The organism is Streptomyces sp. NPDC059832, from assembly GCF_042731715.1.
Lineage (GTDB): Bacteria > Actinomycetota > Actinomycetes > Streptomycetales > Streptomycetaceae > Streptomyces.
In genome coordinates, this window is sequence record NZ_JBHWIY010000052.1 from 17,385 (window position 1) to 38,295 (window position 20,911).

Consider the following 20,911-nt stretch of genomic DNA (forward strand, 5'->3'; position numbering starts at 1 on the left):
AACCCGATCGCAATCCGGAACGTCCTCTCTCACAAGCCCCGCGCCACCGGTACGGGACGGTGAACGAGGAGCTGGAGCATGGCCCGAAGCCCCATCCGCCCGATCCGCCGCCGCGGACTCGGTATCGACTACCCCCGCCGGGGGAAACGTACTTGGCGTCGCTGGGTCCCTTCATGGCGGCAGGTGCTGAGCGGAGTCATGCTCGGACTCGTCGCGCTGGCCGGCCTGTTCGCCGCGGTGTACGCGTCCGTCGACATCCCGAACGAGAACGTCGAGGCGCGCAGGCAGGGCACCGTCTACTACTGGGCGGACGGCAGCCAATTGGTGAGCGTGGGCGCGGTCAATCGGCAGAACGTCACGCTCGCCGACATACCCCGTTCGGTGGAGAACGCGGTCATCGCCGCCGAGAACGAGACCTTCTACTCCGACCCGGGGGTATCGGCGACGGGAATCGCCCGCGCGGCCGCAAGCATCGTCACAGGCGGTGAGACCCAGGGCGGCTCCACCATCACCCAGCAGTACGTGAAGAACACCTATCTCAGCCAGGAACAGTCGGCCACCCGGAAGTTCAAGGAATTCTTCATCTCCCTGAAGCTGAACAACAAGCAGGGCAAGAAGGAGATCCTCCAGGGGTATCTGAACACCAGCTGGTTCGGCCGCGGCGCCTACGGCATCCAGGCAGCGGCGAACGCGTACTACGGAATCCCCGCGAAGGACCTCGACCCCAGCCAGGCGGCGCTGCTCGCCTCCCTGCTCAAGGGGGCGGAGCAGTACGACCCCGCGGGCGGCAAGGGCAACCACGAACGCGCCGTCGACCGCTGGGAGTGGATCCTCGACCGGCAGGTGGAGATCGGCACGATGACGAAGGCCGAGCGGGCCGCGTACCAGAAGTTCCCCGAGCCGAAGCCGACCGCCAAGCCGACCAGCCTCGGCGGCCAGACCGGCTATCTCGTCGACATCGCCAACAAGTACATCAAGAAGCGTTCGGGCCTCACCGACAAGGACCTCTTCCGGGGCGGCTACCGGGTGCACACCACCTTCGACAAGGCCAGGGTGGGGCAGTTGGAGCGAGCCGTGCGCAGTGTGCGCAAGCGCGACCTCGACCCCAAGAAGCGCTCCGAGGACAAGTACGTCGAGGTCGGCGCCGCATCCGTGCGGGCCGACGGGGCCGTGGTCGCGGTGTACGGCGGAGCCGACGCGGTCACCCACTTCGCCAACAACGCCGACACCGCGGGCGTCCCCGTCGGCTCGGCCTTCAAGCCCTTCGTGCTGGCCGCGGCCCTTCAGCACGGCGACGGGATCACCCTGGACAGCGGCTACGACAACGGAGGGCGCCTGATCAAGGACGGCCCGTACGCGGCACCTCCCGCCCCGTCGGGTTCCGGTCCCGGCCAGGCGATGGCCACGGCGCCGACGACCCTGCGCGATGCGCTGATCAAGTCGTCCAACGCCACCTTCACGCTGCTCGGCAAGGACATCGGGCTGAAGAAGGTGAAGGAACTGGCGGTATCGGCCGGGCTGCACAAGGAGAGCCTGGCCCGTTTGGACAGGTCCTTTCCCCTCGGCACGTCCACACCGAGTGCGGTCAGGATGGCGGACGCGTACACCGCCTTCAGTAACGAAGGTATGAGGGCCGATCCCTACTCGGTGACCAGGATGACCCGGGACGGCGAGGCGGTCGAGGGCTTCGGGAAGCCCGAGCCGCGGCGCGCGATGGACGCCTCGGTGGCCAACGATGTGAACAGCACCCTGGGGATGGTGGCCTGGACGCGGCTGGGTCAGGACGGGAAGTTCGGCACGTCCGCCAGGACCGAGGCTGCCGGCGACCTCTCGGCGGGCGCGACCGGCGAGGACGACCGGATGAAGTCGGCCTGGTTCATCGGCCACACCGAAGGGCTGACCACGGCCGTCACGATGTTCCGCAACAAGCCGGGCACCCCTCAACTGCTGGGAATGCAGGGTGTGGGCGGGCCCGATTCGGGACGCGGCAATGTCTTCCCGCTCCGGATCTGGAACGCCTACGTCACGGGGAAGTAGGCCCGTGGGCCAGGGGCTGACGACGGCGTGGGGCAGAACTGACAACTGGACAAAGCAGCACTCCGCGCATTGGTCTTGACCAATATCTTATTGTGTGAAGAACTTGGCCGAAGCCGCCACGGAATCTTTACAAGCACCTCCGCTGGAGAGACACGCCCCCATGCGCATATCCGCAACCGCCGCCACCGCATCCGCAGTTCTCGGCGGAGCCCTCGTCCTCGGCCTCACGGCCGTCCCCGCCGCTCAGGCCACGCCCGCCGCCGATCCGGCGGCCTGCACCACCGATGCCTTCGGGATCGCCGGAAAGTACGGCGAGTTCGTTCTCGGTGACGACGTCCACTCCCCCGACGCGGAGGGCGCGGTGGCCGTCGGTGGCAATGCCGACTTCCGCGGCGGCTTCAGCGTCGCCAACGAGCTGTCGGCCGCGGAGGTCGACGCCCTGCCCGGCCGGGCATCGCTCGTCGTCCGCGGGAACCTGCTCAACGGCAGTTCGGTCACCGCGGTGATGAAGGGCAACGCGGTCGTCGGCGGCAAGGTCAGCGACCGCGCCCTCGAAATGCACTCCGGCACCTTCGGCCAGAACGCCGGACTGATCGACTTCGACACCGAGTTCACCAAGCTCCGGGCCTACTCCTCCGCACTGGCGAAGGAACCGGCGACTGCCGGCACCGAAGTGGAACTGACCGGCAGCAAGCTGACCCTGGAGGGCGGGAACACCACCCGCAACATCTTCGAGGTGACGGCCGGTCAACTGGAGAAGGCCAAGGACATCTACCTCAAGGTCCCCGCCGGCGCCACCGCGGTCGTCAACGTCAGCGGCGAGACCTACGACATGGCCAAGGCCGGCACCACCGGCTTCTTCCTCTCCGGCGGCCAGGACTACGTACTGGACGACAAGCTCCAGAGCGCCTCCGACGGCAAGGTCCGCGCCCGCCTGCTGTGGAACTTCCCCGAGGCCCGCACAGTCACCAAGAGCAGCCAGGCGGCCTGGCCCGGCAGCGTGCTGGCCCCCGGGGCACACCTGGAACTGGGCACCGGCGCACCGGTCAACGGCTCGGTGTGGGTCGCCTCGCTGCACGGCTCGGGCGGCGCGGAGACGCACCACTTCCCCTTCACCGGCTGCCTCTCGGAGACCGGCGAGACCCCGCCGCCCACCACGCCGACCCCGGGCAACACCCCCGGGACCACCCCGCCGGTGACCGGCACGCCCTCCGCCTCGGTGACACCGCCGTCGGAGAGCGGCACACCGTCCGCCGGCCCGTCCGAGTCCACACCGGCCACCCCGGCCCCGTCGCAGAGCACGACGCCCGGCGGCAAGGACGGCGACCTGGCCTCGACGGGCAGCAGCGGCACCATCCCGCTGGCCATCGGCACCGCCGTGGTGCTCGCCGTGGGCACCGGCCTGGTCGTGGTGGCCCGCCGCCGCGCCAAGCGGTCCTGACAGCCGGATGCCTGTGGGAACCCCGCGCGCGGGGTTCCCACAGGCATCTTCACCGCTGCCGCGGCCACCGTCCGACTCCGATCGTGACCGGAGGCTCCAGGGCCCGCCCGGCCCCTACGCGCGCCGCAGCCGCTGCGCGACCTCCGTCGCCCAGTACGTCAGGATCATCTGCGCACCCGCGCGCCGGATCCCGGTCAGGCTCTCCAGAATCGCCGCGTCCCGGTCGATCCAGCCCTTCTCCGCGGCGGCCTCGATCATCGCGTACTCACCACTGATCTGGTACGCGGCGACCGGCACGTCCACCGAGTCGGCGACCTTCGCGAGGATGTCGAGGTACGGCCCGCCCGGCTTGACCATGACCATGTCGGCGCCCTCCGCCAGGTCGAGCGCCAGCTCGCGCAGCGACTCACGGGCGTTCGCCGGGTCCTGCTGGTACGTCTTGCGGTCGCCCATGAGCGAGGAGCCGATGGCCTCGCGGAAGGGCCCGTAGAACGCCGAGGCGTACTTCACGGTGTAGGCGAGGATCGAGACGTCCTCGTGGCCCGTCTGGTCGAGCGCGTCGCGGATGACACCGACCTGGCCGTCCATCATGCCGCTCGGGCCCACCACATGGGCGCCCGCGTCGGCCTGGACCTGGGCCATCTCGGCGTACCGCTCCAGCGTCGCGTCGTTGTCGACCCGGCCGTCCTCGGTCAGCACACCGCAGTGGCCGTGGTCGGTGTACTCGTCCAGGCACAGGTCCGACATGACGACGAGATCGTCACCGACCTCCGCGCGCACCGCGCGCAGCCCGGCCTGGAGAATGCCCTCCGGGTCGGTGCCCGCCGTGCCCCGGGCGTCCTTCTTCTCGTCCGCGGGGACGCCGTAGAGCATGATCCCGGAGACCCCGGCCGACACCGCGTCGACGGCGGCCTTCCGCAGGGTGTCCAGGGTGTGCTGCTGCACGCCGGGCATGGCCGAGATGGCGACCGGGTCGTCGATGCCCTCGCGCACGAACGCGGGCAGGATCAGATTCGCCGCATCGAGCCGTGTCTCGGCGACCATCCGCCGCATCGTCGGGGTCGTCCGCAGCCGCCGGGGGCGGGAGCCGGGGAAGTTTCCGTACACAGTCATTCTTCGAGATTAGACCCGTACACATCACCGTCTTACCGACACCTGTGCCGGGAAAAGAGCGCGAAACGGGCGGGGGCCCGGCCGCCGAAGCGACCGGGCCCCTCACACACTCCGAACGCGCGGCTCAGGTCGTCGTACGCCGACGCCGCGCACCGGGACGCCGCTCGCTCGGCCGCGTCACCGGATCGCCGGCCTCCTTCGCCGCCTCCCGACGCCGCTCGCCGAACTCCGCGAGCGCCTGGGCCAGCTTGTGCACCGACGGCTCCGGGGAGAGGACGTCGACGCGCAGTCCGTGCTCCTCGGCGGTCTTCGCCGTCGCCGGGCCGATACACGCGATGACGGTCACGTTGTGCGGCTTGCCCGCGATGCCGACCAGGTTCCGCACGGTCGACGACGAGGTGAACAGCACCGCGTCGAAGCCGCCGCCCTTGATCGCCTCACGCGTGTCGGCGGGCGGCGGCGAGGCGCGGACCGTGCGGTACGCGGTGACGTCGTCGACCTCCCAGCCCAGCTCGATGAGCCCGGCCACCAGCGTCTCGGTGGCGATGTCGGCACGCGGCAGGAAGACCCGGTCGATCGGGTCGAAGACCGGGTCGTACGGCGGCCAGTCCTCCAGCAGACCGGCGGCGGACTGCTCACCGGACGGCACCAGGTCCGGCTTCACACCGAAGTCGACCAGCGCGGCGGCGGTCTGCTCGCCGACGGCCGCGACCTTGATCCCGGCGAAGGCACGGGCGTCGAGCCCGTACTCCTCGAACTTCTCCCGGACGGCCTTCACGGCATTGACGCTGGTGAAGGCGATCCACTCGTAGCGGCCCGTGACCAGGCCCTTGACCGCGCGCTCCATCTGCTGGGGCGTACGGGGCGGCTCGACGGCGATCGTCGGGACCTCGTGCGGCACGGCACCGTAGGAACGAAGCTGGTCGGAGAGCGACGCGGACTGCTCCTTCGTACGCGGCACGAGAACCTTCCAGCCGAACAGCGGCTTGGACTCGAACCACGCGAGCTGGTCGCGCTGGGCGGCGGAGCTGCGCTCACCGACCACGGCTATGACGGGACGGTGCCCCTCCGGCGACGGCAGGACCTTCGCCTGCTTCAGGACCTGGGCGATCGTCCCGAGGGTCGCCGTCCAGGTGCGCTGGCGGGTCGTCGTACCGGCGACCGTCACGGTCAGCGGGGTGTCGGGCTTGCGGCCCGCCGAGACCAGCTCACCGGCGGCCGCGGCCACCGAGTCGAGCGTCGTCGAGATGACGGCCGTGGCATCGCTCGCGCCGACCTCGGTCCAGCAACGGTCGGAGGCGGTACGGGCGTCGACGAACCTGACGTCCGCGCCCTGCGTGTCACGCAGCGGCACACCGGCGTACGCGGGCACGCCCACGACGTTGGCGACACCCGGAACGACCTCGAAGGGAATGCCGGCGGCGGCGCAGGCGAGCATCTCGGCACCGGCGTTCCCGTCCAGTCCCGGGTCGCCGGAGACGGCACGCACGACCCGCCTGCCGCCCCTCACCGCCTCCATGACAAGATTGACCGCGTCCCTGAGAACGGGCACACCGGCGGCTGCTGACTGCGCGTCAACAACCGTCAGCTCAGGTGTGCTTACGCTTGCCCGCGCATGGCAGCGAACGACACCGAGGACGTCCGGCTCGGCGACAAGGACGTCCGCGCTCGCGAGCGCCTCGACGGCGCGCAGAGTCAGCAGTCCCGGGTCGCCGGGACCGGCGCCGAGGAAGGTGACGTGCCCTTGTGCGGACAGGGCCGGAAAGTCGGTTGCGGCGGGGCCGGTGGGGCTCAAAGTGCTCGCTCCCCCATAAGACCGGCCGCACCCTTGGCAAGCATCTCGGCCGCGAGCTCGCGACCGAGAGCCGCCGCGTCGTCCTGCGACGTGGGGACGGGACCGGTGGTGGACAGCTGCACCAGCGAGGAACCGTCGGTGGAACCGACGACACCGCGCAGGCGCAGTTCGTTGACAGCCTGTCCGTCGACCAGGAGGTCGGCCAACGCACCCACAGGTGCGGAGCAACCGGCCTCCAGGGCGGCGAGCAGGGCACGCTCGGCGGTCACGGCGGCCCGGGTGTACGGGTCGTCGAGCTCGGCGAGCGCGGCGGCGAGGTCGGCGCTGCTCGCAGCGCACTCGATCGCCAGTGCTCCCTGGCCGGGAGCGGGCAGGACGGTGTCGACCGACAGGAAGTCGGTCACCTCACCGGTCCGGCCGAGGCGGCTGAGCCCGGCCGCGGCGAGTACCACCGCGTCCAGCTCACCGCTCCGGACAAATCCGATACGCGTATCGACGTTCCCGCGGATCGCCACGGTCTCGATGTCGAGACCGTGGTTACGGGCGTACGCGTTGAGCTGCGCCATACGGCGCGGCGAGCCGGTACCGATGCGGGCGCCGGACGGCAGCTGCTCGAAGGTCAGCCCGTCCCGCGCCACCAGTACGTCGCGCGGGTCCTCGCGCACCGGCACCGCGGCCAGCACGAGGCCCTCGGGCTGGGCGGTCGGCAGGTCCTTGAGCGAGTGGACGGCGAAGTCCACCTCGCCGCGCAGCAGCGCGTCGCGCAGCGCCGCGACGAACACACCGGTGCCGCCGATCTGCGCGAGGTGCTCCCGCGAGATGTCGCCGTACGTGGTGATCTCGACGAGCTCGACGGCGCGCCCGGTCACCTCGCTGACCGCGTCGGCGACGAGGCCGGACTGCGCCATGGCGAGCTTGCTGCGCCGGGTGCCCAGCCTCAGCGGCTTGTCGGCCCCCGCGCCCAGGGGTGAGTTGTCGGTCATGACCGCCCTCTATTCGGGTCGTTCAGGTCTGCCCGGGAGACGGCGGCCACCGTCTGCGGGTCGAGGTCGAAGAGTTCCCGCAGCGCATCGGCGTACCCGGCGCCGCCGGGCTCGCTGGCGAGCTGCTTGACCCGCACGGTGGGCGCGTGCAGGAGCTTGTCGACGACGCGGCGCACGGTCTGCGAGATCTCGGCGCGCTGCTTCTCGTCCAGGTCGGGGAGGCGTCCGTCGAGCCGCGCGATCTCGCCCGCGACCACTCCGGCGGCCATCGTGCGCAGGGCGACGACGGTCGGGGTGATGTGGGCGGCGCGCTGGGCGGCGCCGAAGGCGGCGACCTCGTCGGAGACGATGGTGCGCACCTGGTCGACATCGGCGGCCATCGGGGCGTCCGCCGACGCCTCCGCGAGCGACTCGATGTCGACGAGACGCACACCGTCGAGCCGGGCCGCCCCGCCGTCGATGTCGCGCGGCATGGCGAGGTCGAGCAGGGCCAGGCGCACGGGGCCGGTGCCCTGCGCGGGCACGGTGGCCCGGCGGACGGCCTGGCGCACCGCGCCGGCGCTGCCGTTCTCCACCCAGGCGGCGTGCCGGTCGACATCGGCGGGGGCGGGCACCACGGGCGCGGCGGCGGGCGTCTCGACGGCGTCGGCGACATCCAGGCCGAGCGCCTCGGCGACGGCCTCGGCGGTCAGCACGAGACCGGTCGCGCCGGTGCACGAGACGACGATGTCGGCACGTGTCAGTTCGTCGCAGACCGCGGCCATCTCCACGGCGCGGGCGGCCACGCCCGTACCCCCGGGCTGGGCCAGGATCTCGACGAGCCGGTCGGCACGGGCCCGGGTCCGGTTGGCGACGACGATCTCGGCGACACCGGTGCGGGCCAGGGTGGCTGCGGCGAGCGAGGACATCGAGCCCGCGCCGATCACCAGGGCGCGCTTGCCCCGGGCCCAGTCGGCGACGTCCGCGCCGACCGCGAGCTGCTCCAGACCGAACGTGACGAGCGACTGCCCGGCCCGGTCGATCCCGGTCTCGCTGTGGGCCCGCTTGCCGACCCGCAGGGCCTGCTGAAACAGGTCGTTCAGCAGCCGGCCCGCGGTGTGGAGCTCCTGCCCCAGCGCCAGCGCGTCCTTGATCTGGCCGAGGATCTGGCCCTCGCCGACAACCATCGAGTCCAGCCCGCACGCCACCGAGAAGAGGTGGTGGACGGCCCGGTCCTCGTAGTGCACATAGAGATACGGAGTGAGCTCGTCCAGACCGACGCCGCTGTGCTGGGCGAGGAGCGTGGACAGCTCGGCGACGCCCGCGTGGAACTTGTCCACGTCGGCGTACAGCTCGATGCGGTTGCAGGTGGCCAGCACGGCGGCCTCGACCGCGGGCTCCGCGGCGAGGGTGTCCTGGAGCAGTTTGGCCTGCGTCTCGGCAGCCAGCGAGGCCCGCTCCAGTACGGAGACGGGGGCGCTGCGGTGGCTCAGCCCTACGACAAGAAGACTCATGCCGGCATCACGGCGGGCATGTCCCCGTCGGGTCCCTTCCGGCTGCCGGAGGCCGAGCGCACCGGGGGCGCGGCCGGGTCCGAGCTGCTCTCGGCGGTGTCCTCGCCGGCCTTGCGCTGCTCGTGGAAGGCGAGGATCTGGAGTTCGATGGAGAGGTCGACCTTGCGCACGTCCACGCCGTCGGGCACGGACAGCACGGTCGGCGCGAAGTTCAGGATGGAGGTGACGCCCGCGGCGACGAGGCGGTCGCAGACCTGCTGAGCGGCACCGGCCGGGGTCGAGATGACACCGATCGACACGCCGTTGTCGCCGACGATCTTCTCCAGTTCGTCGGCGTGCTGGACGGGGATCCCGGCGACCGGCGTTCCGGCCATCGCGGGGTCGGCGTCGATCAGCGCGGCGACCCGGAAACCACGGGAGGCGAAACCGCCGTAGTTGGCGAGCGCGGCGCCGAGGTTACCGATACCGACGATCACGACCGGCCAGTCCTGGGTGAGCCCGAGTTCGCGGGAGATCTGGTAGACGAGATACTCGACGTCGTACCCGACACCGCGCGTCCCGTACGAGCCGAGGTAGCTGAAGTCCTTGCGCAGCTTGGCGGAATTGACCCCCGCCGCCGCGGCGAGCTCCTCGGACGAGACCGTGGGTACCGAGCGCTCGGAGAGCGCGGTCAGTGCGCGCAGATACAGCGGAAGCCGGGCGACGGTGGCCTCGGGAATTCCTCGGCTACGGGTCGCCGGTCGGTGAGTTCGGCCAGTTGCCACGGTGCTCCTGCGGGATGAGCGGGGCTGCAGGCGGCCGTATTTCCCAAGACCGCCCCGTCGAATGCAGGCTATGTCTTTGTGAACACGTGCACAAAGATAGTGTCCGTTTTGTCCGGTCAAAGTGACCGGGGTCACGCACATTCGTCGTGCGATCCCGGAACCAAGGATCGCATCAGCCCGTTGCAGGCCCGAAGGGGGCAAAGCGGCACACACTCCTCACAACCACTCCCCCGAGAGCACTCAAAACGCCCACGATGGTAACCGGCTTTCGCTCACGACCGCAGTGCCCGGCGCAGCCTCACCGGGTCCACCCGCCAGAACGTGTGCTGTTCGTCATCGATCAGCACCACCGGAATCTGCTCCCAGTACTCCCGGTACAGCTCCTCGTCCCGGGAGATGTCCTTCTCCTCCCAGGACACGCCGGTCTCCTCGCACACCTCCCGCACCACCTGCCTCGCGTCGTCACAGAGATGACATCCGGGCTTCCCGACCAGGGTCACCACGCGTTCCGCGGGCTTCTTCTTCGTACGTCGCAACAAGGCACTCATGCCTTCATTCTGCGCCGCGAGAGGAACTGTTCCCTCCTTGATCCGGTACGCCCGGAATCACCCGTTCAACAAATCGGCGGTCAAGAGTTCACGCCGCGGCATCCCGGCAGGTCGGGAAGGGCCGAACCGACTGGCTATGCTCACGACATGGCCGCTCTTGGATGGCTCACACCACGTAGGCGCCCCGCGACAGCACGGAGTGTGCTGGCCGGCGAGGCAGCAGCTGAGGCAGCGCGGAAATCCACCCTCCCCGACGATCGGTCCCCCGGTGCCGAGCTGGGCACCTCCGCGAAGGCGGAGGCCGAGGAAGCACCCTTCCCCGTCGTCGGCGACGAGCGGGCCGCCGCCTTCTTCGACCTGGACAACACCGTCATGCAGGGCGCGGCGATCTTCCACTTCGGCCGCGGCCTGTACAAGCGGAAGTTCTTCCAGCGCCGCGAGCTGACCCGGTTCGCCTGGCAGCAGGCCTGGTTCAGGCTGGCGGGCGTCGAGGACCCGGAGCACATGCAGGACGCCCGGGACAGCGCCCTGTCCATCGTCAAGGGCCACCGCGTCTCGGAGCTGATGTCCATCGGCGAGGAGATCTACGACGAGTACATGGCCGACCGCATCTGGCCCGGCACCCGGGCCCTCGCCCAGGCCCACCTCGACGCCGGACAGCGCGTCTGGCTGGTCACCGCCGCCCCGGTGGAGACCGCCACGATCATCGCCCGCCGGCTCGGCCTGACCGGCGCGCTCGGCACGGTCGCCGAATCCGTCGGCGGCGTCTACACCGGCCGCCTGGTCGGCGAGCCGCTGCACGGCCCCGCGAAGGCCGAGGCGGTCCGCGCCCTGGCCGCCGCCGAGGGCCTGGACCTCGACCGCTGCGCGGCGTACAGCGATTCGCACAACGACATCCCGATGCTGTCCCTGGTCGGACACCCGTACGCGATCAATCCGGACGCCAAGCTCCGCAAGCACGCCCGCGCGCTCGACTGGCGGCTGCGGGACTACCGGACGGGTCGCAAGGCGGCCAAGGTCGGCATCCCGGCCGCGGCCGGCGTGGGCGCCATCGCGGGCGGCACCGCCGCCGCCGTCGCCCTGCACCGCCGCCGCCGCTGACGCGCCCCGCCCCGCCCGGCCCCGCCGTGGGCCGGGCGAGCCACGCCCGGACCCCCGCAGCCGACCGGAACCCCTTACCCACCGACCGCTCCGGCCAGTCGTCCTGCTCTCACACGGCCACAACCCGTCGCGCCGGTAGACAGATCACGAAGTAATTCGATCAGCAAACGGTCACGATGCGCTACTAGATGTGTCGTTTAGTCGCTACAGAAACGACGTAATCGGTGATTTGAGCAACTGGGTGTAGCACTGCCTGTACGAAGCGTTATTCTCCTCAGACGCATTCCGGAACCCACCACTCACTACGACGAGTGACGGTTTCGCACTGCACGTGATGGAAGCTCTGCCTCTGGGAGTCCCGTGTACCCACACGTCGGGGTTGACACCTCGGGCCTGGCTACGCTGCGCGCAACGGTCGCCGACCGCTTGCGCGGCTTCGTCCCCACCGCGTACGCCGTACCCGCATTTGCCACCCCTGCACCTGTCGGCCCTTGCTATGCCCTGGCCGAACGCGGTGCGGCGGTCGGAAGACGCAGCAACCGCGGCGCAACGACCACGTCCACCGTTCGTCGGCCGACCGCCGACAGTGACAGCGCGCGCATGATGGATCTCGTCGAGCGCGCACAGGCCGGCGAGGCCGACGCCTTCGGCCGCCTCTACGACCAGTACAGCGACACCGTCTACCGCTACATCTACTACCGCGTGGGCGGCAAGGCGACGGCGGAGGATCTCACGAGCGAGACCTTCCTGCGCGCCCTGCGCCGCATCTCCACCTTCACCTGGCAGGGTCGCGACTTCGGCGCCTGGCTGGTCACCATCGCCCGCAACCTGGTCGCCGACCACTTCAAGTCCAGCCGCTTCCGACTGGAAGTGACCACCGGCGAAATGCTCGACGCCAACGAGGTGGAACGCAGTCCCGAGGACTCCGTCCTGGAGTCCCTCTCCAACGCCGCGCTCCTGCAGGCCGTGCGCCGGCTCAACCCCCAGCAGCAGGAATGCGTGACCCTGCGCTTCCTCCAGGGCCTCTCGGTCGCCGAGACCGCCCGGGTCATGGGCAAGAACGAGGGCGCGATCAAGACCCTGCAGTACCGCGCCGTCCGCACGCTGGCCCGGCTCCTCCCGGATGATGCCCGCTGACCCCACCCCCGGCCGAATCACGCTCGGCGACACGTTCATCACACACTGGTCCGATCATCCTTCGTGCGTAACCCAAGTGCCGCGCTCCTCGTTGTGCCGGTTGCAGGCCCCCTGTCGTCACCCCGTGTCCGCCGACACTCACTCATTCGTGTGGAAGCGCTCAAGGTGTGCAACCTTCCGGACCACCAGGGGAGTCGACCGTCATGACGAGAGGAGGTGCCGCCAGTGATCGCAAACGTTTCGGCACACCGGCGGGCGAACGCCTTCGCCCAGGCCCTGGAGGAGCAGTCGCTCCGCGGTGCGGCGGCCGCACAGCCCGAGGAATCGGCCGAACCGGCCGACCACGGACCGCTGCTGGCCCTGGCGAACGGCCTCGGCGAGGTACCGCGGCCGGAGTTGGACCCCGAGGTCAAAGTGGTGCAACGAGCCCAGCTCGTCGCCGCCATGGAGGCCATGCTCACCGAGGGCGGTGCGTCCGCGGGCCCTACGGTGCCCGAACAGCGCGCCAAGGGAGCCCACCGGGCCTCCCCGCTCCGGAAACTGCGCCCGCGTTCACGCTGGACGAAGGGCCTCGCGGCCGGCGGACTCACCGTCGGTGTGGCAGCGGGAGCCTTCGGCGGAGTGGCCGCTGCCAGTTCCGACGCCCTGCCGGGTGATTCGCTGTACGGGCTCAAGCGCGGCATGGAGGACATCCACCTCGGCATGGCCAGCGGCGACGCCGACCGCGGCGAGGTCTACCTCGACCAGGCGTCGACCAGGCTCAACGAGGCCCGCCGGCTGATGGAGCGCGCCCGCTCCGGCGCCCTGGACCACGAACAGCTCGGCGAGGTCAGGCGCACCCTCAACGGCATGACGCACGACGCCAGCGAGGGCCACCGCCTGCTCCACTCCGCCTACCAGCAGAACGGCGCCATCGGCCCCATCCAGACCCTGGACTCCTTCTCCCGCTCGCACCGCGAGAGCTGGAGCAGCCTCCGCGACCGGCTGCCCGTACAGCTGACGGACATCGGCGACAAGGTCAGCTCGGTCTTCGACGCCATAGACGAAGAGGTCCAGCCGCTGCAGTCGCTGCTCCCCCGCACCCCGGACAGCAGCGGCGGCGCCCAGCAGTCGGACACCGGTGAACAGGGCACGCAATCCTCGCGCACGGCCCCCTCGGCGCCCACATCACCGGAAGCCTCACACGACCGTCCGGGCAACAGCACCTCGCCCCACCCGTCGGGATCGGGCAGCGCCCCGGCCGAGGGCCTGATCGCCGGCGGCACGGACGGCCTCCTCGGCACCCCGCCCCCGGGCACCGTGCCGTCCACCGCCGGCCGGGCCAGCACCCCGCCCACCCCGGACGTCACCCTCCCGCCGCTCCTCCCCGGCCTGCTCCCGGGCCTGGGGATCAACGGCGAGGACCGGAAGGACTAGCGCCACCTCGACCGGATGGGGGCGGGCTCACCGAGCCCGCCCCCATCCGCGTATCGGCGCACCCCTCAGAAGAACACCGACCTCCGCTGCACCAGCAGCTTGTACAGCGTGTGCTGGATCTGCTCCCGCACCTGATCCGTCAGATTGAACATCAGCATCGGGTCCTCCGCCGCCTCCACCGGATACCCGCTCGTGGAGATCGGCTCCCCGAACTGGATCGTCCACTTCGTCGGCAGCGGCACCGCCCCGAGCGGTCCGAGCCAGGGAAACGTCGGCGTGATCGGGAAGTACGGAAACCCCAGCAGCCGCGCCAGCGTCTTCGAGTTGCCGATCATCGGGTAGATCTCCTCCGCCCCCACGATCGAGCACGGAATGATCGGCACCCCGGCCCGCAGCGCCGTGGACACGAAACCGCCCCGCCCGAAGCGCTGCAGCTTGTACCGCTCCCCGAACGGCTTCCCGATGCCCTTGAACCCCTCCGGCATCACCCCGACGACCTCGCCCCGCCGCAGCAGCCGCTCGGCGTCCTCCGCGCAGGCCAGCGTGTGCCCGGCCTTGCGGGCCAGCTCGTTCACCACCGGCAGCATGAAGACGAGATCGGCGGCCAGCAGCCGCAGATGACGGTCCGCCGGATGATTGTCGTGCACGGCGACCTGGAGCATCAGCCCGTCGAGCGGCAACGTCCCCGAGTGGTTGGACACGATCAGCGCCCCGCCCTCGGAGGGGATGTTCTCGATGCCCTTCACCTCGACCCGGAAGTACTTCTCGTACACCGGCCGGAGCATCGACATCAGGACCTGATCGGTCAGCTCCTCGTCGTACCCGAACTCGTCGACGTCGTACTCGCCCGTGACCCGCCGCCGCAGGAACGCGAGCCCGCCGGCGATCCGCCGGTCCCAGTCACCGCGCTCCTCCCGCCCCAGGGGCTGCTCGGCCCCCTCCGGCTCCTCCTGCGGCTTCAAGGCGTCCTGCTGCCCCGGAAGGGCGCTCACGGCGGCGGTCCCCAGCACAGAGGCCGCCGCGGGCCCCTGGCCCCGGCCGCCCCCTACGGACCGGCGCCGTGCGGGCCGCCCTGAACCGCCCGTCCGCGAACGGTCGTCGTCGAACGGAATGACCTTGGCATCCGCCATCGTCGATGCGCTCCTCTACCTGGCGCTGGGGGTCGGCTCGGTGTCGCCGGCCCCGGTGATCCCCGGAACATCGCCCGCCGCCCCGGCGAACGGCACGGCGGCCAGTCTGTCGACCGCCCTGCCCACCGCCTCGGGCGGCAGCAGTCCGGGCCCCTGACTGCGCGCGAACTCCGCGAACGTCTCCGCGGTACTGAACCCGGGGTGGAAGCCGAGGGTCTCGCGCATCTGGACCGTGGAGACCACCCGGCCATGGGTGAGCAGCCGGATCTGCTCCGGCGAGAAGTCCGTCATGCCGACCGTACGCAGCGCCTGGCCGACCCAGGTGACCGCGGGCAGCAGCAACGGCACCGTCGGCCGCCCCAGCCGCCGCGAGCACTGCGAGAGCAGCAGCACCCCGTCCCCGGCGATATTGAACGTGCCGCTGTTCAGCGTCCCGCGCCGCGGCTCGCCCGACGCGACGCCCAGCACGTCGACGACATCGTCCTCGTGCACGAACTGGAGCCTCGGGTCGTATCCGAACACCGTCGGCAGAACCGACAGCGACAGATAGTCGGCGAGCGGCGAATCGGCCCGGGGCCCCAGGATGTTCGCGAACCTGAGCACGCACACGGCCACATCCGGCCGACGGCGCGCGAAGCCTCGCACGTACCCCTCGACCTCCACCACGTCCTTGGCGAAGCCCCCGCTGGGCAGGGACTTGGGCGGGGTGGTCTCGGTGAAGACCGCCGGATCGCGCGGCGCCGAGCCGTACACATTCGTACTGGACTTGACCACCAGCCGCCGCACGCTCGGCGCCTTCTGGCAGGCGCCGAGCAGCTGCATGGTGCCGATGACGTTGGTCTCCTTGACCGTCGTCCGGCCGCCTGTGCCGACCGCCTTGGCCGAGACGTCCAGATGCACCACCGTGTCGACGGAGTGCTCGGCGAGGACTCGGGCGATCGCGGGCTGGCGGATGTCCGCCGTCACGAAATCGGCGTCGCCCAACTCGTGTCCGGGCGTGACCGCGTCGACGGCGATCACCCGGTCCACGCCCGGATCACGCTGGATGCGCCGCACGAAGCGGCCTCCCAGCTGCCGGGCCGCTCCCGTGACCAGCACGACCTTCCCCAAGATCAGCGCCTTTCGTCGAAAGGTTTCCCCTGGCCGTCACCGTAGCGGGTGGATGTTGCCCTGTGATGACCGCGCGGCGGCCTTCCCCGAAGTCTTTGGCCCGAATGCCCTTCGGCCCGAATGCGGGTCACTGCCCCCACAACGCGCCGCAGCCCTCCCGCCGGATCGGCGGGAGGGCTGCGGATTCACGAACTGCGTTCGCTTACTTCTTGTTGCGACGCTGAACGCGCGTGCGCTTGAGCAGCTTGCGGTGCTTCTTCTTGGCCATCCGCTTGCGCCGCTTCTTGATAACAGAGCCCACGACTACCCTCGCTCACTTCTTCTTCACTGGTGCGGGGCGTCTGGGCCCACACGACCTACGTCGGCCTAGCCTACCCGCCAGCGCGTGAGGGGCGTAATCCGAGGTGAACCTCAGGCGGACTCCACCCCCACAAAGGACTCGCGGAGATACTCGTGAACCGCTTGCTCCGGAACCCGGAAGGACCTGCCCACCCGGATCGCCGGCAGATGACCGCTGTGCACCAAGCGGTACACGGTCATCTTCGACACTCTCATGACCGAGGCGACTTCCGCCACGGTCAGAAACTTGACCTCGTTGAGAGGCCTCTCGCTGCCAGCAGCCATGACCCACCTGTACCTTCCGCACGAGACGCGCACCGGCTTCCCCTCCGGTGACTCTTCGTCGTTGTGCGCTCACTCCCCAGGTTAGGGGCGGGTGATGCGAGTGGGGAAGAGGGGAGACGATCGGCCGCCTACCGTGACAGAAACGCCCGATTGAGTACATAGCGCGTGAGCGGCCGGTAGTACGCGGACGGCACGGCGTCATCGAGCGGAACGGCCACCGCCACCCGCCCCTCGGCCTCCCCGACGAACAGCGCGGGATCGTCCGTATCGGCCAGGCCGATCGCCTCAATGCCCAGCTGACCTGCCCCGCAGACCCACCCATGGTCCCCGACGACCAGTTCCGGCAGCCGCCCGCGACCCTCCGCGGCCGCCTCCAGAACGACCCTGACCGGCAGCGGGGAATGGGTATGTGCGCCGGTGTCACCACCGGTGGACCGCACGCCGGGTTCGCGCACCATCGCGACTCCTCGTACGTAATCGAGGCTGCACGTGCGTACGCCGAACCGGGTCGTTATGTCGATACATCGCCCCTGCGCGGGAGTGAGTACACGGCACCCGGCCGCCGACATGGCGTCTGCCAGCGCTGCGTAGAAACCGAGCAACCGGTGCGGATGACCGGTCCCGAACAAGACCGGCGCCCGCCGGACCGCGGCATGCGACAAGCGCTCGGCGAATGCGTCCAGACCTGCCAGGGTCCGCTCCGGATCGATCACATCAGGCCCCGAGACATGAGCGGGATCGTCCGAAACCCCGCACCTGTCGGCCATCAGACGAAGCAGATCGAGCTCCTTCCAACCCCGCCCGGGGACGAGGCCGAGCGTCGCCCGCGGGTCCCTGGCCGCGAAGAGCCGATAGCTCCGCAGACTCACTTCCCGCGAGGTGGCCACGGGCCCGGCCAGCCGGGCCGCAAGCAGATGCGCACGCAGCGCTCCGGTGCTCAACACCCCACCGATGCTCCCCCAATCACCCGGACGGAGGGCCGGAAGCCGGGTTACGCCCCACAGTTGGCGCAACCATTACGCGCCACCGCACGGAAACGTCCGCGCCACGACCGCCCCCGCCCGGATCAGGTCAGCAGACCCCGCAACGGAAACGCCGCCCGCCGCGTCGCCAGCACCGCCTGGTCCAGCCGGTCCGCGGGGTCGTACCCCTCCTCCCACGACTTCCAGGAAGGAGTACGCCCGTCCGTCATCCGGGCCGGCCCCAACTGCCGGGTCCGGGCATAGACCTCGTCCCGCCACGACGACGGAATCACCGACTCCGGGTCCACCGGAGCATGCGCGGCGATCCCCACCAGATGCGTCCAGGACCGCGGCACCACATCGACCACCGCGTAACCGCCCCCGCCGAGGGCCACCCAGCGCCCGCCCTCCACGTACTCATGGGCGAGATCGTGACAGGCCGACATCACCGCGCGCTGCGCGTCCAGCGACACCGCGAAATGGGCGAGCGGATCCTCGAAATGCGTATCGGCCCCGTGCTGGCTCACCAGCACCTGCGGCCGGAAGTCCGCCAGCAGCTCCGGCACCACCGCGTGGAACGCCCGCAGCCACCCCGCGTCCCCCGTACCGGCCGGCAGCGCCACATTCACCGCACTGCCCTCACCCGCCCCGGAGCCGGTCTCCTCCGGCCAACCGGTCTGCGGGAAGAGCGTCCGCGGGTGCTCGTGCAATGAGACGGTCAGAACCCGCGGGTCCTCCCAGAACGCCGCCTGCACCCCGTCACCGTGGTGCACGTCCACATCGATGTACGCGACCCGCTCGGCACCCAGCTCCAGCATCCGCGCGATGGCGAGCGCCGGATCGTTGTAGATGCAGAACCCCGCCGCACCGCCCGGCATGGCATGGTGCAGCCCGCCCGTGAAGTTCACGGCGTGCGAGGTGTCCCCGCGCCACACCGCCTCGGCCGCCGCCACCGACTGCCCGGCGATCAGCGCCGACACCTCGTGCATCCCCGCGAACGCCGGATCGTCCACCGTCCCGAGCCCGTAGCGCTGATCGGCCCGCTTCGGATCCGCCGACGCGGCACGCACCGCGGCCACGTAGTCCTCGCGGTGCACCAGCCGCAGCGTGGACTCCCCGGCGGGCTTGGCGGCCACCACATCCACCGCGCCGTCGAGCCCGAACGCCCGGACCAGCCCCATCGTCAGGGCGAGTCTGACGGGGTCCATCGGATGACTTTCCCCGAAGTCGTATCCCGTTACTGCGTCATCCCACATCAACTGTGCGCGGCCGCTCATGCCCGCCACCGTATCGGGCGGACTCCGCGCCGAACGACTTGGCGTACACCAGCGTCGCGAGCACCAGCACCATCGGTACGAGCATCGCCCCCCGATAGCTCCAGGCGTCCCCGAGCGCCCCCACCAGCGGTGATCCCACCAGGAATCCCACGTAGTTGAAGACATTCAGCCGCGCGACGGCCGTATCGCTCGCCCCGGGGAACATCCGCCCGGCAGCGGCGAACGTCTGCGGCACGATCACACAGAGCCCGAGCCCCAGCATGGTGAACCCGAGCATCCCGGTCCATGCCCCACCGGCCAGAGCCACCACCCCGAACCCGGCAGCGGCCAGCACACTCCCCGACCGCACCACGGCCACCGCCCCGAACCGCCGCACCCCGAAGTCCCCGACGGCCCGCCCCAGCAGCGTCGTCACCATGTAGACGTTGTACGGAACGGTCGACAGCTGCTCCGAGCTCCCCAGCACGTCCTGCAGGTACTTGGCGCTCCAGTTGGAGACCGTCGAGTCCCCGATGTACGCGAAGCTCATCACCAGACAGAGCGGCATCAGCAACTTGAAGGAGACCGAGGCCGCCGCCGCCTTGCCCTGCGGCTCCCCCCGGTCCGCACCCGCCGACGCGCCCTCGGCGTACCACCGGCTCCCGATGAACGCGGCGGGCAGCAGCACGACGACCGCCGGCAGGTAGGAGACCAGCAGCGAAAGGTCCCAGTGCGCCCCGGCCCATGCCATGGACGCCCCGGCGATCCCGCCCAGGCTGTACGCGGCGTGGAACCCGAGCATGATGGAACGCCCGTACGCCCGCTGGAGGCTGACCCCCATCATGTTCATGGAGGCGTCGAGCGCCCCGACGGACAGCCCGAACACGCCCAGCGCCAGAGCCGCCTCCCACAGCGCGTTCCCGGCACCGGCACCGAGCAGCGCGAGCATCACGACGGGCTGGGCCCATCGCAGCACGACCCTGGGCCGCACCCGCGCGACCACCTTCTCGGTGACCACACTGCCCACCCCGGCCAGGATGGGCACCGCGGCCAGGAAGACGGGCAACAGCCCGTCGGATATCCCGTACCGGTCCTGAATGGCGGGAATCCGCGTCACCAGCAGCGCGAAGGTGACTCCCTGCACGAAGAAACTCAGCGCGAGGGAGGCCCTGCCGTGCCGCAAACGAGCATCTGTCATGGCCGCGAGCGTAAGGCCAGTCTCTACCCGTGGGTAGATGGATCAGGCGAGCAATTCCCGGAGTTGGCCCATGTCGGAGAAGTGCCCGTTCACCCCGGGGAGCCGGTCCGCCGGCATCATCGACGTAAACCCGTACACATCCATCCCCGCGGCCCTGGCCGCCTCCACTCCGAGCGGGCTGTCCTCGATGACGACGCACCGCTCGGGAGGGACCCCCATCCGCTCGGCGGCGAGCAGGAACAGATCCGGCGCCGGCTTTCCCTGCCCCACGTCCTCCGCGCTGAAGATCCACTCCTCCTCGAACCACTGGTCGAGCCCGGTCTTGCGATGCCCGACCCGGATCCGCTCATGGCTGCCGGAGGACGCGACACAGTACGGAACCCCGTCGGCGACAAGTTTCCCCAGCACGTCCTCGACCCCCGCCACCGGTTCCAGCTCCTGCTCGAACGCGGCGAAGATCCGCGAGTGCAGCGTCGCGTCGAAGTCCGAGGGCAGCTTCTCCCCGGTCCTTTCCTCGACGAGATCGTGCACCCGGTGCACGGCAGCCCCCATGTAGTCCCGAAGACTCTCCTGGTACGAGGTGGGGTGACCGAGCTCCGTGAGGTACTCGGCCAGGATGGTGTTGGAGATCGGCTCGCTGTCCACGAGCACACCGTCGTTGTCGAAGATGACCAGTTCGTAGCGCATGGTTCGAGCCTAGACGCTCGGAACGCAGAAAAGCCCCGTGCCACAAGGGCACGGGGCTTTCCCGTAAAAGGAGTTCGGCGGCGTCCTACTCTCCCACAGGGTCCCCCCTGCAGTAC

At 70.2% G+C, this 20,911-nt stretch carries 19 protein-coding genes; 5 read left to right on the top strand and 14 right to left on the bottom strand.

Annotation, left to right across the window (positions count from 1 at the left end; genetic code table 11):
• The first annotated feature begins 78 nt into the window (after positions 1 to 78).
• A complete protein-coding gene (locus ACFV8T_RS41910; RefSeq protein ID WP_385338229.1) occupies positions 79 to 2,037 on the top strand; it encodes a transglycosylase domain-containing protein in 1,959 nt (652 codons plus the stop codon).
• Positions 2,038 to 2,197: 160 nt separating this feature from the next.
• Positions 2,198 to 3,478, top strand: coding sequence for a choice-of-anchor A family protein (locus tag ACFV8T_RS41915; protein WP_385338232.1), 1,281 nt, complete (start codon positions 2,198 to 2,200; stop codon positions 3,476 to 3,478).
• Between the two features lie 114 nt (positions 3,479 to 3,592).
• Here ACFV8T_RS41915 and hemB read toward each other — a convergent pair whose 3' ends face one another.
• From hemB to ACFV8T_RS41945, 6 genes are all read right to left on the bottom strand, one after another.
• Entirely contained in the window at positions 3,593 to 4,591 is a 999-nt protein-coding gene (gene hemB / locus ACFV8T_RS41920; RefSeq protein ID WP_385338235.1) for a porphobilinogen synthase, read from the bottom strand.
• 124 nt (positions 4,592 to 4,715) lie between these two features.
• Entirely contained in the window at positions 4,716 to 6,386 is a 1,671-nt protein-coding gene (locus tag ACFV8T_RS41925; protein ID WP_385338238.1) for a uroporphyrinogen-III synthase, read from the bottom strand.
• Positions 6,383 to 7,369, bottom strand: a complete 987-nt coding sequence (gene hemC / locus ACFV8T_RS41930) for a hydroxymethylbilane synthase (protein ID WP_385338241.1) — start codon at positions 7,367 to 7,369, stop codon at positions 6,383 to 6,385. Before hemC ends, ACFV8T_RS41925 begins: the two co-directional genes overlap by 4 nt.
• Positions 7,366 to 8,862: a glutamyl-tRNA reductase gene (locus ACFV8T_RS41935; RefSeq protein WP_385338244.1), complete on the bottom strand. Its 1,497-nt coding sequence runs from the start codon at positions 8,860 to 8,862 to the stop codon at positions 7,366 to 7,368. The genes hemC and ACFV8T_RS41935 overlap by 4 nt, the downstream gene beginning before the upstream one ends.
• Positions 8,859 to 9,626, bottom strand: a complete 768-nt coding sequence (locus ACFV8T_RS41940) for a redox-sensing transcriptional repressor Rex (RefSeq protein ID WP_266417845.1) — start codon at positions 9,624 to 9,626, stop codon at positions 8,859 to 8,861. The genes ACFV8T_RS41935 and ACFV8T_RS41940 overlap by 4 nt, the downstream gene beginning before the upstream one ends.
• A 272-nt stretch (positions 9,627 to 9,898) precedes the next feature.
• Complete coding sequence (locus tag ACFV8T_RS41945) at positions 9,899 to 10,174, bottom strand: glutaredoxin family protein (RefSeq protein WP_385338248.1); 276 nt, start codon at positions 10,172 to 10,174, stop codon at positions 9,899 to 9,901.
• A 147-nt stretch (positions 10,175 to 10,321) separates the two neighbouring features.
• Between ACFV8T_RS41945 and ACFV8T_RS41950 the strand changes: the two genes are divergently transcribed.
• The 3 genes from ACFV8T_RS41950 to ACFV8T_RS41960 all read left to right on the top strand — a co-directional run bounded on the left by ACFV8T_RS41950 (position 10,322) and on the right by ACFV8T_RS41960 (position 13,828).
• Entirely contained in the window at positions 10,322 to 11,275 is a 954-nt protein-coding gene (locus ACFV8T_RS41950) for an HAD family hydrolase (protein WP_385338251.1), read from the top strand.
• Positions 11,276 to 11,635: 360 nt separating this feature from the next.
• Positions 11,636 to 12,412, top strand: a complete 777-nt coding sequence (locus ACFV8T_RS41955) for an ECF subfamily RNA polymerase sigma factor, BldN family (protein WP_266417839.1) — start codon at positions 11,636 to 11,638, stop codon at positions 12,410 to 12,412.
• Positions 12,413 to 12,637: 225 nt separating this feature from the next.
• Entirely contained in the window at positions 12,638 to 13,828 is a 1,191-nt protein-coding gene (locus tag ACFV8T_RS41960) for a DUF5667 domain-containing protein (protein ID WP_385338254.1), read from the top strand.
• Between the two features lie 65 nt (positions 13,829 to 13,893).
• Here the strand turns inward: ACFV8T_RS41960 and ACFV8T_RS41965 are convergent, their stop codons facing one another.
• From ACFV8T_RS41965 to ACFV8T_RS42000, 8 genes are all read right to left on the bottom strand, one after another.
• Positions 13,894 to 14,958, bottom strand: coding sequence for a lysophospholipid acyltransferase family protein (locus ACFV8T_RS41965; RefSeq protein WP_385338257.1), 1,065 nt, complete (start codon positions 14,956 to 14,958; stop codon positions 13,894 to 13,896).
• A 15-nt stretch (positions 14,959 to 14,973) separates the two neighbouring features.
• Positions 14,974 to 16,068 carry an NAD-dependent epimerase/dehydratase family protein gene (locus ACFV8T_RS41970; RefSeq protein ID WP_385338260.1) on the bottom strand — a complete coding sequence of 365 codons (1,095 nt, stop codon included), beginning with the start codon at positions 16,066 to 16,068 and terminating at the stop codon, positions 14,974 to 14,976.
• A gap of 202 nt (positions 16,069 to 16,270) precedes the next feature.
• Positions 16,271 to 16,369, bottom strand: coding sequence for a 30S ribosomal protein bS22 (locus ACFV8T_RS41975; RefSeq protein WP_003948845.1), 99 nt, complete (start codon positions 16,367 to 16,369; stop codon positions 16,271 to 16,273).
• Positions 16,370 to 16,479: 110 nt separating this feature from the next.
• Entirely contained in the window at positions 16,480 to 16,692 is a 213-nt protein-coding gene (locus ACFV8T_RS41980; protein ID WP_014046653.1) for a helix-turn-helix domain-containing protein, read from the bottom strand.
• A 128-nt stretch (positions 16,693 to 16,820) separates the two neighbouring features.
• Positions 16,821 to 17,636, bottom strand: coding sequence for a phosphatase (locus ACFV8T_RS41985; RefSeq protein ID WP_385338263.1), 816 nt, complete (start codon positions 17,634 to 17,636; stop codon positions 16,821 to 16,823).
• Between the two features lie 122 nt (positions 17,637 to 17,758).
• Entirely contained in the window at positions 17,759 to 18,931 is a 1,173-nt protein-coding gene (locus tag ACFV8T_RS41990) for an acetoin utilization protein AcuC (RefSeq protein WP_385338266.1), read from the bottom strand.
• A complete protein-coding gene (locus ACFV8T_RS41995; RefSeq protein WP_385338268.1) occupies positions 18,900 to 20,108 on the bottom strand; it encodes an MFS transporter in 1,209 nt (402 codons plus the stop codon). The genes ACFV8T_RS41990 and ACFV8T_RS41995 overlap by 32 nt, the downstream gene beginning before the upstream one ends.
• A gap of 42 nt (positions 20,109 to 20,150) precedes the next feature.
• On the bottom strand, positions 20,151 to 20,795 hold the full coding sequence (locus ACFV8T_RS42000) for an HAD family hydrolase (RefSeq protein WP_385338271.1): 645 nt from the start codon (positions 20,793 to 20,795) through the stop codon (positions 20,151 to 20,153).
• Positions 20,796 to 20,911: the final 116 nt, after the last annotated feature.